Here is a 13,671-nt window from a genome sequence, read left to right as displayed (position 1 = left end):
CTATAAACCCAAAGCCCCGCCCGGGGGACGCTGTCTAGTGCCTGTTCGGCGGAAAATTGCCCACTGGCGCGATCCTTGTGCAGTGGCTAAGGTGTGCGACCGCGGCCGATGCACCGCACCACATGATAACGGGGACGCCTGGTGAACCTGGACTCGGCAGTTAGCTCGCAAAGGCGCGACGAAAAACAATGAACGCTATTGAGAAAAGGAATAGTATCAAGATCATCATCCCGCCCCCTGCCGCGGCATTGGCGCCTGTCCTAGTGCAAACCGCCGATCTTCTTGCCCCCTTTCCCCTTGTGGGTGGAAAAGCTTGTCTCGTCACACCGCTCCAGCGGTGTCACGCCGGTGTCAGGCGCTGCGCGCCGCGAGGGCCGGCGGCCGACACGCTGACCAAGGCCCCCGCCGCCATGGCCGTTAGGTGGCTATCTCGCCGGTACGCGCCAGGCGGCCTATCCTTTGCCGGAAGCGCTTACAACACATTATCCCCCTTCGCGTTCATTGTCGCTTTTCGAGGACTGACCGCCAATCCAGGCAGCTGGCCGCACCCGTGACTACCGGATTGCAAATCGGCCTGAACCTGCGCCCCATGCAGGAGGGCGATATCGACGCGGTGATGGCGTCCGAGCGGGCGACCTACGACTTTCCCTGGGAGGCCGAGGTGTTTCGCGAGTGTCTGCGGGTCGGCTACAACTGCTGGGTCGCGGAGATGAGCGAGGTGGTCGTCGCCCATGCCGTCATGTCCATCGGGGCCGACGAGTGCCACGTACTCAACATCTGCGTCCACTGCGACTGGCAGCGCATGGGGTTCGGCCGGCGGCTGCTGCGGCGCCTGCTCAAACTCGCCAAGCAGCGCGGCGCGGACACCGCCTTTCTCGAGGTGCGGGTCTCCAATCAGCCGGCCCGCGCACTCTATGCCGCCGAGGGCTTCTGCGAGATCGGCACCCGCCGGGGGTATTATCCGGCGCGCTATGGGCGGGAGGATGCGGTGGTGTTGGCGTTGGCGTTGTGATTCCGAAATCACAAACCATTTCCGCCAGCGACTTCGTCCGCTTGGACACCCTTGCAGTGATGGTGCTGAACCCGCTTGTGGCACACCCGCCAAGCCTTTATCGTGGTAACCTTTCTCTATGACCGCCAAAGGCTCAACGAATGCTCACGCAGGTCGATATCAAGCAATTGCCCTCTTACTCGATCGGGTACGAAGATGGCGATGCGACGCGCGAGGCACTGATTGTGCGCCGCTTGCTGACCGGGCTTGACGCTGGGGAAGTCGCCGAGTTACTGGGATTCAGTGCCGAAGACGTTGCGCGGATCGCCGCCAAAGGTAACGCCGACGCCCCCGTTTTGCAGTGATTTTCTAACGTTGCAAACGCGGTAGCGCCTTGATCATCATTCCGGGCAAGGGCGATCGGTCCGCACAGCAGAGCCAACGGCTTGCGCCGTCCTCGTAGCTTGTAGGGTCCGCTGTGCGGACCAACGACCTTGCGGTTAGTCCGGTGACCGGGGTTATGGCCAAGGCCAAACCGGGTCTTGATCGTCGCTCCAGCCAAGGGCATGCGGTGATTTATGTCAGGCCGCTTTGTGTTTGGATCGGGGCTCGCGTGGGGGCATAGTCACCAGCTCTCTCCCCGTTTGACCCTGGCGTTTAAGAATATCCTCAAGGATGGCATCGGGGTCATGATTGAACCGCCCAGCATAGCCTTCCCGACGCTCGCGGGTTTCTTTACACTATTGGGTCTTGCCACATGACATCCGCCCTCCATCAGTTCTTGGGGTGTACAAGTTATTGGCGGTTCATAGCCGAATTCTCAGAGATAAACAAATCGAATATGGGACGGCAATTTCCCCACCACTCAATCATTGTATTCTGGTTTGCGGCTACACGGATATCATTGCTTGGCCGCGACGTTAGATAGCTAACAATTAAAATTTCGATATAGACTATTGGTTTCAAAGTTGCTTCATGCGATCTTCCATTAGCGGGCCATGCTTGATTAAATAACCTAGCCCCATACTCTTGCTTCCCGGAAAAGAATTCGAGCATGGCCCATTTCGCTCCCTAGCCCCTTGGCTCCGGCGTGGTTGCGCGTCCGTCCTCTAAAACTCTTTTGGGGCCAGAAGCTTAAAAATTCAGCAAATGGTCGGCAACACAGCAGAGCTCTGTTGCGTCGGTAATTGTGGTCAGGTCACGAATGACGAACTTGCCCTTTTCGCACCACCAGGAATCTGTGTCTACTTGGCTCTCCAACGTGAATTCATCGCCAAGGTGTAGCCGTGCAATGTCAGAATGCTCCTGTTCGCCTCTTATCTCGATCAATGTGGCGTTCCGCGCCCAATGACGCCGAAGATTTTGATCCTTGTTAAAACGATTGGAGTCACGAGGCTCGAAGACGCCATAGATGAGCAGCAGAGGAAACCTGGGGTCGCGTTTTAGCTGAGCGCACATCGCTTTGAAAATAGCGCTATTTCCTTTCAAGTGATCCTCATGAGTTTTTATAAGCATAACCACAAAGCGAATGCGATCGTCGTGACTGAAGATCCACAGTCGCCTGTGTTCAGAGGCGTTTGCATTCCAGATCCAGTAGCCACCTTCAGGCCCAGTTGGCCCAGTTAGATCTTTCAATATAGAATTGTAAGCTTTCTCTCTAACCAGGGATACCAAATCATCAAACATGAGCAATAGATTCTTATGAAATACATCAGCACTCTTTAGCGCCGAAACCAATTCAACATAGCTCATTAGATATACCTCCGCGCGTATAAAGACAGGGAATAGCATGAAGATTTAGTTGCTTCACATATGTCCGTCTGTATGCTGGGTCACAGCAGAGCCTTAAGGGCGCGCCTTTTTCAATATATTTCCTTGCATAAATGGTTTCGCCCGTCGACTCCCATGGCGCGGCATTCAGTTGATCGAATCGTTGGTAGCCTTTCAATATCAGATAGGTATTTATCGTAGAGAGAATGCGCGATTCAATTGTTGATGCCTGGCTTCTATGAAGTTTTTCGCCAGACCATTTTGCGACAGCAAACCAATTCAACCAGTAAATAACAGCACCGCCAGCTAAACACGATAGACTTGATTCAAGGTCGCCGATTGGCATATCCCGATGATGGGTCAGGTATACTAGAAAAACGTCGTGGTTCTTGTACTGTCGCGCTGCGGCGTTATAATACTTAGCCAACTGATCCTCATCCCCGCCGGATTTTCCAGACCCATGCTTTACCTCAATCACTATTTTAACTCGACGTGGTGTCGAATTTGAGCCCAAAGTTGCGACAGCGTCAGGGGCACCTCCATCACGCAGCCAAGGCCAAAACTCTAATTCTCGCACGGTGTCAATGCCTGTCAAATCAAGCTTGCGTCCATCATGATGACAGGCCAGAGCCAATAGTTCGATCAGATTTTCATCTGGCAGCAATCGTAACAAACCGAGACAACAGGAGGTCAAAACGTCCTCTGGTACCCCCGTCTTTCCCTGGATATCAGCATGTATCATGATGTAAAGGTCCATAACCTTATAAAAAGTTAAGGGGCATGGTTAAATTGTTCCCGCAAGCATAGGAGGCAGAGCTTCCAAGACCGGATGCCCAAGCGGAGCTTGGGCATCCGGAGTCGAGGGGGGAACCCGGCTGGGCTGCCGATAACCCAAAACACCGCCATTGTACTCAACGGATCGGTCCAAGGCCCGGACTGCTGCCGATGGCGCACCGGCGCACCCAGTAGACCTGGCCGGGGGTGAGCCCCACGGCGGAGACACGGTCCCCGCCTTGATCGAGGGACGTGACTCAGCCCGATCGGCCGAGCTAGCGTGTAGACCGCCGTTTGTGCTCGGTCTTGGCGCCAGCCAACTTCCCGTAGGCATCACCCATCAACAGGTGGGCATAGGCGTTCGGATCGGCCGGGTCCTTCTGTGCGGTCAGCACAAAGCCCGCCTGGGGCTGGAAGACCATGACGAAGTCGGAGCCGCCGAACAGGAAGTTGCCGAGCATCTCGCCCTTCTGGTGCGTGCTGCCGACCGTGACCCCGGGCTCGAATTTGACCGATGAGACCACGGCCATGCCCATCGGGATCAGCGCGACCAGGCCGTGGTCCCCGGTGTCGACGATGACCACGCCGCGGCTCTGGCTGAACTGCCAACCGGTGGAATCGACGGGGTCGTAGCGCCGGGTCGCGGGATTCCAGGTGACCTCCAGGGCGACGTTCTGCCGGACCTGGTTCAGCTCCTTGACGGTGCCGCCGACGGCGAAGTGATAGCGGTGATAGTCGTTGACGTTCAGGAAGGTGTGCGTCAGCACGCCGCCGGCGAAGGCGTCGGCGTAGGCGCTGTCCGGACCGAGCAGCGTGGGGATGCTGAAGAAGCGCGAGAGCTTGACCTGAAGGCCGCCCTCGACCTGGATGCGGGACTGCGCATCAATGGGCCAGACGCCCTGGGGCACCGAGTCGGCCGGCGCGGTGACCACTGCCGGGTCGTCGGGCGCGGCGATGGGCCGCACCGACGGGGCGCGCAGATAGCGGGCGAAGAACTGATTGAAGGTGGTCCAGCGGGCCGGCGACTCGTACCAGTTGTTCATCAGGCCGAAGCTGGGGTCCGCCAGGAACTGCTGATAGGTCGCCTGGGTCCAGGACGGCTCGGTGTCGAGGAACCGGCCCCAACTATTGGTGAAGTCCCGCAGCCAGGCCGAGAACGGCTCGGCGTACTGGATGGTGTTGTCGAACAGGCCCTTGTCCTTCAAGGCATCCAGTGGCTGATCCACCAGGAAGTAGAAGTAGCAGATGTTTTGCAGGATCTGGTCGCGGATCATGCTCGGCGGATTGGCAACGATCTGCTGCGGGATCAGCTTGGTCTCCTCGTCGATGAAGGCGTAGTACTCAGGCAGGGTCTGCACCGGGTTGGTCACCCGGTCCGGGTTGACCTTGGCCGCGGCGGCGATGGATTGCGTCAGCAGGTCGCCGACCTGCGGCTGGGCCTCGATCAGGGCCTGCAACTGCTTGGTGATCGGTGCGTGCTCCCGCGCAAGCACCGGCAGGGCCATGAGGGCAAGCAACATCAGTACAGCGGTAAGCCACGTAGAGCGATGGCGGGATACGGTGGACATGGCATGACTCCTCGTTGGGTCGTGGAACGGCTTGGCTTGGTGCCAAGGCCCGGCCGGGCCTCGATCAGCGCCGCCTCCTACCCGAGCTGGCGGGCGACTCTAAGCATAGTCCGGAAACCGGGGGCCGGCGCGGTGCGGACACCGCCTTGCTCGATCAAGTCCTCAACACCCGCAGCTGTTCGTCGCCCATCTCGATCAATTCCGCACGGCTCGGGTATTTCATCTGTTTCAGATCGGTGGCATTGACCTGAGTATGGCCGCTGAAGCGACGGAAGCATTCATCAACCGCGGTCGTATTGAGAAAAACCGCCAGACCGTGCGCCAGCGCGGCGGTCAGGCTTTGTTTGTGTTCATGAAACAGATTAAGGTGGTTCTCAAAGCCCAACATCGGGGCATCGCTGAACGCGGCTGGATCGACGACGCTCGCCACGATTCGGCGGTTCTCTTCCTTCGATGAAAAGCGGCGCACCACGCAATAGAATCCGTTCGGGTAAAGCCATTTCTCGGTGTCACCATTGCGCCGGATCGCGTTCGGCTTCTTGAGGTCGACCTTGGGCCAGACGACGCCCCCACGGCTGAAATGGCCGGGGTAGAGCAGGGGAACGGTGCCCGGCCCCGGGCTGTCGCGCAGATGCTCCTTCAACCGGAAATCGACGACTGGACCGGTGGAAACGCTGATCCCAAGATCGGCCAGCGAACAGCCAATGGCCGGCGCCCATTCGCTGGTCCCGGTGCCCGGAGCCGTCGGAATATGAATAAACCGCTGCGGATCGTCCGCGCGCACGATCCGGTCAAACGCGTAGTCGTGGCGGCACAGGTCGGCAAAGCGGTCATCGGTGGATGTGGAGATAGTCACCTGGCCTTGCGGGGCACCAAGCTCCAGACGGATGATGATGTTTTCCTGCAACACGTCATCGTCTTTGAATGCCTGGGTACGTGATTCGAACAGGTGCAAGTGCCGGATGGCCGCGCGCTCCAGCAAGAGGTTGCGAAAGGGTCGGTAATATGGCCCATTGCAGAAACTGCGCGGGATGATCGCCACGAGTTGACCGCCGGGCGCCATCAGCAGCAGGGCCAGGGCGACAAAGGCAGAATAGAGGTTGACGGTCTCGATGCCTGCCTGGCGCAGCAGCAGGCGATGACGGGAGTTGCTGCTGATCTTCTTGTAGGGCGGATTGAGGATGGCGTGAGTGAAGCCATGCTGCCCGAACTGCATGCGATTGACCGCGGACTCGATGAAATCGCCGCCCACGACCTCATAGGAAAAGCCGAGTTTGTCCCGATACCTGGAAAGCGAGCGGTCCAGCTCGGGCCGGATCGCCTCGTCACACTCAAAGGCCGTCAGTTGCACATGATTGAAATCGAGCCGGCCGGACAGGCAGCGCTCTAGGAAGGCGCAGGACAGCGAGCCGATTCCGGCACCCGCATCGAGCAAGTGACAGGTCCCACCGCGGGCATCAGGAAAGAGGCCGGCCATAAACTCAGCCGTGCTGGCGGGCGTGAAAAATTGGCCGAGCAGTGCCTTTTTCTTCGCCGTGGTGCCACTCGCCACCTGCCGCCGGGCTTGTTCAATGGCGGTTATCAATGATGTCGCTCACCGGCTTTGATCATCATGACGGCCCACCGGCGCTCCCGGCGCAGAACGCCTGACGCAGGCGTGACACCGCCGCAGCGGTCTCACGCGCGCGCGACCTAACGTTCAAGGCCCGCTCACCGGTCCGCCGGGATATAGACATAGACCGGCGGCACCCCGGCACCGACGATGGCGAATTTCTGGGACTGCCAGTAACCGCCGAGCGCCACCGTCTGACCTGCCGGGAAGGTGCCGACCCGCACCTCGTTGCCCGTCACTTCGTAAGTCCCCTTACCCGGCGGCATCACCAACTTGACCTGGCAGGGGGTGGACTCACAGGTCCCGGTGTCGCCGGGTTTGACGGTGATGTCGATGACGCCGGTCGGCTGGTTCGGTGAGGCGGCGCAACCCGCGAGTGCCAGGGCGGTAAGGATCGGCGCCAGGGTGAGGGTGCCGGGCAACGCGACGGATGACGGATACAAAGGGGCTTGGCTCATGAAGTTTGCTCCGGTCTTGATCATAACTGTGGCCACCGGCGCTCGCGGCGCGGAGCGCCTGACCCATGGGCGACATCGCCGCAGAGACGATGAAGGTATTCGCCGCCGCACCAATCCACGCACCCTCCGTAGGCCGGGCAGAGCGCAGCGAAAAGCAGCAATCAATGCCTTATCGAGGCGCTTACGATGGGTTTCGCTGTGCTCAACCCATCCTACGGGAATACTTTCACAGCCGCCGCGGTGTCACGAGGGCGGGGAGCGCGGCGCTCCCACTCAATCCCCCAGCGGCCCCTCGTTGCTGAAGAGTTGCCCCAGACGTTCGATCTCCGCGGGGGGGACATGGCGCGGGTGGCCGGCGAGGATGCCGGTGACGTTGCGGAAGGGGGCGCCGATATGCATGCCGCGTCCGTCGATGGTGAAGGCGCGAATGTCCTTGTCATGGGCCGAGCCGCGCATCTTGAGCACCGTGAGCCCCCGCTTCATCTCGCCGAACATCTCAACATAGCGCAACAGGATGATCGCGTCGGTGATGGTGGAGATATGGGTCTCGGTCACCGACTCACCACCCATCAAGCTACTGGTGGTGGCCGTGAACAGCCCGGCAATCTCTTTGTGCTTGATAAAACTCGTCAAGCTGATCACGAATTCGCGGAAGCCCTTGATGGAGCTGACCCGCTCCAGGGCCGAGAGGCTGTCCACCGCGACCCGGTTGGGCTTGAATGAGTCGATCTCGCGCTTGATGCGGATCAGGTGGTCTTCCAGCCCCGCGGCCTCCGGGTAGACGGCGACGACCTTGAGCAGACCCTCGCGCTCGTAGCGGTCGAAGTCCCGGCCCCAGCCGGAGGCGTTGCGGCTCAACTGGTCGCGACTCTCCTCGAAGGCCAGCAGCAGTGAGCGCTCGCCCTGGGCCACGCCCCCGGCGATGAACTCGGTGGAGGTCAAGGTCTTGCCGCAGCCGGTGGCGCCGGACACCAGGATCACCGAGTCGCGGAAAAAACCGCCCCCGCACATGGCGTCCAACTCAATATTGCCGGAGGTAATACGGGTATAAGACGAGCGCTGGTCCAGTTCGATGGCCGAGAGCGGGATCACCACGATGCCCTGATCCGGCATGATGGTGAATGGGTACTCACCCTTCTGGTGGACGGTCCCGCGGAACTTCAGGACCTCCATGGTGCGCCGACGCTTCTCGCCCTCCAGCACATTGCGCAGGATCAGCACATTGTCGGTGACGAACTCCTCAACCCCGTGGCGGCTGATCTCGCCGTATTCGTTGGTGCGCTCGGCGGTCATGATCGAGGTGACGCCCAGGCCCTTGAGTGCAGAGGCGAGCCGGAACAGCTCGGCACGCACGATCACCTCGTTCTCGAAGCGGGAGAACACCGCCCCCAGCGAGTCGATCGCCACCCGCGTCGCGCCGATGCGCCGCACGGCCGCCTCCACCCGGACCACCAGTGCGCCCAGGTCGAAGGCGCCGCTTACTACCACCTCGTCCCCAGGCTGGGGGGCAGCGTCGACGAAGGCCCACTTGCCCTCGGCCTCCCAGGCTGCCACATCCCAGCCGAGCGAACCGACGTTGGCGCGGATGTCCTCACCCGACTCCTCGAAGGTAACGAAAACCCCGGCCTCGTCGTATTGGCGGATGCCCTCGGCCAGGAACTGGGCGGCGAAGATGGTCTTGGCGCTGCCGGCAGTGCCGGCCACCAGGGTGGTACGACCCGCCGGGATGCCGCCCAGGCCGATGTGGTCAAAACCGTCGATGCCGGTGGGCAGCTTGGTGACGGCGGGGAGCTTCTTGGGCTCAGCCATGATGGTCTCCATTGGGGTCTTCTGGACCACTCAAGTCTAATCCGATCAATACCTTATCTTTATTCGAGAGGTCCCCGATGATGCGCCGCAGCGGTGGCGGCAGGGCCTTGATCAGGGTCGGGGTGGCGATGATGCGGGCGTCCTCGGCCGCCTGGGGGTCCTCGATCACGTCGATGACCTCCATCTCATAGCGCCCCGCCAACTCGGTCTGGCAGATACGCTGCAGGTTCGCGATGGCGCGGTTGCCCTGCGGTGTGCGGCCGGTGATATACAGCCTCAATAAATACTTTCCCATGATGGCGCCCATGATTGCGAGGGGGTCAGCCCGGTTGACGGTCGGGCGCGTTCGCCGGTTCGACGGCGAGCGATTGTCGACTCAAATAATACCGGCGATAGTAACTCGCCAGATAGCCCATCAGTTCCAGGACCACGATGCGGCCCTCCACGGCGACGTGGTGCTCGTCCGTGGGCACCATCCGTTGGGCCAACCGGCGCAGGGCCTCGGTGTGCAGTTCGATCACGTCGCGCGGTCCGGCCCCCATGAAACCGAGCCGCTCGGCCAAGGGGCGGGCGCTGTCCTGCGCCGCCGGCCGCAGGCGGTACATCTGACTGGCAGCAGCGTGCTCGATCAGCACCAGATAGGCTTCCAACAACTCGTCGAACAGACCGGGATTGCTGTCGCGCAGGGTGGCCGCGCCATAGATGCGCGCGGCCTCCCCGGCGCGCCCGGACTCCCCGAGCAGGCGCCCCACCCCGCGCTCCTCGCTCTCGCGCTGGTCGACCAAGTCCGCGGCCTCCGCCCAACGCCGCTGCTGGCGACGCAGCCGGTGGCGCTCCACCGCGTGGCGCAGGGCGCGCCCGAGGTGCCGGGCGTCCTGGTCCGCCGCGCACAGCCAGTCCTCGGCGCCGGCGGCAATCAGGGTCCGACCGAGCGCGGCGTCGTCGCTGTCCGTATAGACCACGATCGGCAGGTCCGGTGCCAGTGCCCGCACCTCGGCCAGGGCCTGGGTCGCTTGAGCGTCCGCTGACCCGAGGTTCAGCAGGAGGCAGTCGAATGCCCCTGCGGCGAGGAGTGCAGACACCGCCGACAGCGACAGCGGGGCGTGCGTCACCCGCAGCGGCGCGGCGGCGGGGTCGTCCTGCGCCACCATCAGTACCGGGGAACTGGCCGGTGGATCCGCAATCGCCAGCACGGCGATTCCCCGATCGGGCGCGGCCTCACCCGCTCGCGCCTGGTCCAGCGGCACCGCCGACGCGGTCTCTGACTCGCTCATGGCGCGGGGGCTCGTGTGTCGTGGAAGGTGGGAATGGTCGTCGTCCGCAAAATAACGCATTTGAAAAATCTTGTATTCACTCAGAATTCCTGGTCCCGCACCAGGCGCCACGCGCCACTCCCCTGCCCCCAACCCCGCAGCCACTCCGGCAGCGCCGCCGCGACCATCGGGCGACCGAAATAATAGCCCTGGGCCAGGTCACAGCCCAGACGGTAGAGGGTGGCGGCCTGCGCTAAGGTCTCCACCCCCTCGGCAACCACCTGCTTGCCATTGCCGTGAGCCAGGGTCAGGGTGGCGCTTACCAGTGCAGCATTGCCGGCGTCGGACACCACATCATGCACAAAGCGCTCGTCGATCTTGATGGCGGCGACGGGCAGACGCCGCAGTCCGGAGAAGGAGGAATATCCGGTCCCAAAGTCGTCGACATGCAATGTTACGCCAAGCTCTGCGAGGCGCTGCAGCAGGTCCGGTGAGCGGTTGGTGTGGGCGAAAAGTGCGCTCTCGGCAAACTCCAGCACCAACCGCCGGGGATCGATCGCGTGCCGATTCAGGGTCTCGGCGACTTGGGCGAACAGGTCCCCCCGCTCGGACTGGATGGGCGAGACATTGATCGCCAGGGATAAGTGCACGAGCCCGGCGGCAGACCACTCCTCCAATTGGCAACAGGCCGCCTCCAGCACCCAACTGCCCACCTCGACGATGAGCCCGGAGCTTTCCAACAGGGGCAGGAAGGTGGCCGGACCGACCAACCCGCAGCCGGGGCGCTGCCAGCGCAGCAGGGCCTCGAAGCCAACACACTCACCGGAGGCAAGCGCCACCTGGGGTTGATAGTGCAGCAGCAACTCACCATGGTGCAAGGCCTTTTGCAGGTCGCGCTCGATCTCCAGTCGGGACTCGGCAGTCAGGGCGGTGTTGGGATCGTACAGCCGCAAGGCGTTGCCGCCCTGACGCTTGGCCTCGTACATCGCCGCGTCGGCCTGGCGCACCAGTACGTCCGGGTCAGTGGCCAGCGCAGGAAAGAGACTGATGCCGATACTCGGGGTCACGTACATCTCATGCCCCTCCGGGTTGAAGGGCAGGAGGAAGGCGCTCAACAGCCGTTTCCCGATCCGGTCCGCCCCGGCTTGGTCGGCCACATTATAGAAGACCGCCGTGAACTCGTCCCCGCCCCAGCGCGCCAGCGTGTCGGAGGTGCGCGGCAGGGCGCCCAGGCGCTCGGCGACCGCGCACAGCAGGGCGTCGCCCATCGCATGGCCCAGGGTATCGTTGATGACCTTGAAGCGGTCCAGGTCCATGAACACCACCGCCAGCCCCTTGCCCTCCCGCGAGGCAAACTCGATGGCTTGGTGCAGGCGATCGAAAAAGAGATCGCGGTTGGGCAGGCCGGTGAGTCGGTCCTGGAAGGCGAGGCGTTGGATGCGGGTCTCCTCGGCCTTGCGTTCGGTGATGTCGTGGAGCATGACCAGATAGGCCGGGCGGCCCTGCCAGCGGGTCTCGGTCACCCCCATGGCGGCTACCCCGGCGCTGCCGTCGTGGCGGACGGTACGAATCTCCGTCTGCCTGGCCTCACTTTGGTCGCCGGTGACGGGGATGCCGAACGGCTGTCCGATCAGGCCGTTCGCCCCGACGTCCAGCAGGCTCTCCGCCGCCGGGTTGGTGAATTGGACCGTGCCCTGGGCATCCAGGATCAGGATGCCGGTGAGGTTGTCCTGGACCAGGCTGTGAAAATTCTGCCGGGTCTCATCCAGGTCGCGCTCCAGTGCGTGGCGCTCGGAGAGGTCACGCATGACCGCGATGGCGTGCCAGCACTCATCCAGCCAGAGCGGGATGACCCACAGTTCGACCTGGACCCGACGGCCGTCGCCACGGATGGCCGGCAACGTAATGGCCTTGCCGAGAAACTCCCCGCGGCCATCCCGGGCGAAGCCCTCCAGGCCGTGCCGGCACTGCCCCTGTAACTCCGGGGGCGCCAGGGTGGCATGGGCATCGCAGCCGATCAGGGCGCCCGCGGGGTAGCCCAGGAGTTGTTCCCCGGCGGGATTGGCATAGACGATCCGCCCGCGGTCATCGGTCAGGAAGATCCCCTCCGCGGCGCCGTCGGCGATGGCGCGCAGGCTACCGCGTTGGGCCTCTAAGGCGGGGCGGATCGCTTGCTCGGGCGCGCCGCGAACCACCGCACCTAGCAAAATGTCAGACCAGCGGCGGCGTATCAGGCGCCATCCAAGGGCGAGTCCCAAGACGCACAGGACGGCGGCGGCCGTCGCGGCGGCGCTCACCGACACGCCGCAGGGGCCCTACGTCCGGTGCACCGTCCGCGGGACGGGTCGAGCACGGGCGCGCAGTCGCGCGACCGACCGAGCGGCCGGGATGGCATGCGAATTGACGCGCGTCCCCCGCCCCCGGGGGCAGGTGTGGCGATGCGTGAACAGGGGTTGGCGTGCATGGCCTGAGTCTGGCTGGGCGGACGTTGATCGGGCGACCCTGGGCGGACGTTGATCGGGCGACCCTGGGCGGCAGGTCGATTCCCCAGGATTCGCGCCTTGTCCGGATTTGGTTCTTAGAATGCCAATAATATCAGAATGCGACCGCACCCGGCGGTCTACATCAGTCGGCACTCGACTCCAGATAGCGCCAGTGCGAAAAGGTCGCCGCCTGCCCGTGACAGGCGCCCCCCGCATCGACCAGATTCCAGACACAGGCGTTCTCGATCATGAAACGCCGGCCGCTCGCCGCTACCCTCACCCCGCAATAGTCATCGATATAGCCGCGCGCCGTCACCTGCTGGAGCAATCGCGCCCGCTCCTGCCGATTGGGCGCCTGCGCCGTGTAGCGCGAGGGCATGGCGGTGAGTTGCTCCCAGGTGAGCTCGAACAGCCGCAGCACCGTGCGATTACCATAGGCTAGGATCGGATCGGCCTGAGTGCCGTGCGAGAGCAACGCGAAGGGCGCCTCGAACAAGGCCAGTGCAGCGGCTTGGTCGGTGAGCCCGGAATCGATCAGGTCGCGCCCGGTGAGGTGGCGGTAACTGCGCCGCAGCAGGCCGATATGGTCCGCAAGAAAGGCATTGACCTGGGCAGGCGGTGGGAACGGGGGCTCAAGTCGGTTCATTACTGTGTGCCTCTTGGCGAGAGCCCATCGACTGCCTGCCCTCGGCAGGCTCAAAATTCAGCTTCAAGAACGCGTGCGCACAAAAAAGCCGGCACTGCGCCGGCTTTCTCTAACTGATTGATAATTTGGTGGGCGCGGGAGGGATCGAACCTCCTACCCTCGCCGTGTGAAGGCGATGCTCTACCGGTGAGCTACGCGCCCTGAAGGGCAGGAGCGAGATAGTAGCGGCGGACTCGCTGGCCGTCAAATAGCAGAACAGGACGCGGCCGGGGGGGCTGCTATCAAAACCGTCGCGGCCGGGGGGCCG

The 13,671-nt window shown here is 62.6% G+C and carries 12 protein-coding genes and 1 tRNA gene; 2 read left to right on the top strand and 11 right to left on the bottom strand.

Annotated features, from left to right (window positions below; translation table 11 throughout):
- The first annotated feature begins 589 nt into the window (after window positions 1–589).
- Both rimI and QZY44_RS28080 read left to right on the top strand, forming a co-directional pair.
- On the top strand, window positions 590–1,012 hold the full coding sequence (gene rimI, locus QZY44_RS28085; RefSeq protein WP_295455908.1) for a ribosomal protein S18-alanine N-acetyltransferase: 423 nt from the start codon (window positions 590–592) through the stop codon (window positions 1,010–1,012).
- Between the two features lie 140 nt (window positions 1,013–1,152).
- Window positions 1,153–1,356 carry a hypothetical protein gene (locus QZY44_RS28080; protein WP_295455855.1) on the top strand — a complete coding sequence of 68 codons (204 nt, stop codon included), beginning with the start codon at window positions 1,153–1,155 and terminating at the stop codon, window positions 1,354–1,356.
- 769 nt (window positions 1,357–2,125) lie between these two features.
- Here the strand turns inward: QZY44_RS28080 and QZY44_RS28075 are convergent.
- The 11 genes from QZY44_RS28075 to QZY44_RS28025 all read right to left on the bottom strand — a co-directional run bounded on the left by QZY44_RS28075 (window position 2,126) and on the right by QZY44_RS28025 (window position 13,565).
- Window positions 2,126–2,743, bottom strand: a complete 618-nt coding sequence (locus QZY44_RS28075; RefSeq protein WP_295455853.1) for a hypothetical protein — start codon at window positions 2,741–2,743, stop codon at window positions 2,126–2,128.
- On the bottom strand, window positions 2,730–3,425 hold the full coding sequence (locus QZY44_RS28070) for a hypothetical protein (protein WP_295455851.1): 696 nt from the start codon (window positions 3,423–3,425) through the stop codon (window positions 2,730–2,732). The genes QZY44_RS28075 and QZY44_RS28070 overlap by 14 nt, the downstream gene beginning before the upstream one ends.
- A gap of 385 nt (window positions 3,426–3,810) precedes the next feature.
- Window positions 3,811–5,103 carry a phosphatidylserine decarboxylase gene (locus QZY44_RS28065; RefSeq protein ID WP_295455849.1) on the bottom strand — a complete coding sequence of 431 codons (1,293 nt, stop codon included), beginning with the start codon at window positions 5,101–5,103 and terminating at the stop codon, window positions 3,811–3,813.
- Between the two features lie 154 nt (window positions 5,104–5,257).
- A complete protein-coding gene (locus tag QZY44_RS28060) occupies window positions 5,258–6,688 on the bottom strand; it encodes an Eco57I restriction-modification methylase domain-containing protein (RefSeq protein ID WP_295455847.1) in 1,431 nt (476 codons plus the stop codon).
- A 125-nt stretch (window positions 6,689–6,813) separates the two neighbouring features.
- Window positions 6,814–7,173, bottom strand: coding sequence for a hypothetical protein (locus QZY44_RS28055; protein WP_295455845.1), 360 nt, complete (start codon window positions 7,171–7,173; stop codon window positions 6,814–6,816).
- 273 nt (window positions 7,174–7,446) lie between these two features.
- Window positions 7,447–8,982 carry a circadian clock protein KaiC gene (gene kaiC / locus QZY44_RS28050; RefSeq protein WP_295455843.1) on the bottom strand — a complete coding sequence of 512 codons (1,536 nt, stop codon included), beginning with the start codon at window positions 8,980–8,982 and terminating at the stop codon, window positions 7,447–7,449.
- Entirely contained in the window at window positions 8,975–9,280 is a 306-nt protein-coding gene (kaiB, locus tag QZY44_RS28045) for a circadian clock protein KaiB (protein WP_295455906.1), read from the bottom strand. The genes kaiC and kaiB overlap by 8 nt, the downstream gene beginning before the upstream one ends.
- Window positions 9,281–9,302: 22 nt before the next feature.
- Window positions 9,303–10,256: a hypothetical protein gene (locus QZY44_RS28040; protein WP_295455841.1), complete on the bottom strand. Its 954-nt coding sequence runs from the start codon at window positions 10,254–10,256 to the stop codon at window positions 9,303–9,305.
- An 80-nt stretch (window positions 10,257–10,336) separates the two neighbouring features.
- Entirely contained in the window at window positions 10,337–12,532 is a 2,196-nt protein-coding gene (locus QZY44_RS28035) for a bifunctional diguanylate cyclase/phosphodiesterase (protein WP_295455839.1), read from the bottom strand.
- A gap of 328 nt (window positions 12,533–12,860) precedes the next feature.
- The gene (locus tag QZY44_RS28030; RefSeq protein WP_295455836.1) at window positions 12,861–13,364 is read right to left on the bottom strand and encodes an MEKHLA domain-containing protein; all 504 of its coding nucleotides are present in this window, start codon (window positions 13,362–13,364) and stop codon (window positions 12,861–12,863) included.
- 126 nt (window positions 13,365–13,490) lie between these two features.
- Window positions 13,491–13,565 (bottom strand) — tRNA-Val (locus tag QZY44_RS28025).
- Window positions 13,566–13,671 lie beyond the last annotated feature (106 nt).

The sequence above is a fragment of the uncultured Thiodictyon sp. genome, assembly GCA_903837595.1.
GTDB lineage: Bacteria > Pseudomonadota > Gammaproteobacteria > Chromatiales > Chromatiaceae > Thiodictyon.
This window is presented reverse-complemented; position numbering and strand designations above follow the sequence as displayed.

Coding starts and splice junctions, on each gene's coding strand:
- rimI (WP_295455908.1), top strand. CDS start 590: ATGCAGGAGGGCGATATCGACGCGGTGATGGCGTCCGAGCGGGCGACC.
- QZY44_RS28055 (WP_295455845.1), bottom strand. CDS start 7,173: ATGAGCCAAGCCCCTTTGTATCCGTCATCCGTCGCGTTGCCCGGCACC.
- QZY44_RS28040 (WP_295455841.1), bottom strand. CDS start 10,256: ATGAGCGAGTCAGAGACCGCGTCGGCGGTGCCGCTGGACCAGGCGCGA.
- QZY44_RS28080 (WP_295455855.1), top strand. CDS start 1,153: ATGCTCACGCAGGTCGATATCAAGCAATTGCCCTCTTACTCGATCGGG.
- QZY44_RS28065 (WP_295455849.1), bottom strand. CDS start 5,103: ATGTCCACCGTATCCCGCCATCGCTCTACGTGGCTTACCGCTGTACTG.
- QZY44_RS28075 (WP_295455853.1), bottom strand. CDS start 2,743: ATGAGCTATGTTGAATTGGTTTCGGCGCTAAAGAGTGCTGATGTATTT.
- kaiC (WP_295455843.1), bottom strand. CDS start 8,982: ATGGCTGAGCCCAAGAAGCTCCCCGCCGTCACCAAGCTGCCCACCGGC.
- QZY44_RS28030 (WP_295455836.1), bottom strand. CDS start 13,364: ATGAACCGACTTGAGCCCCCGTTCCCACCGCCTGCCCAGGTCAATGCC.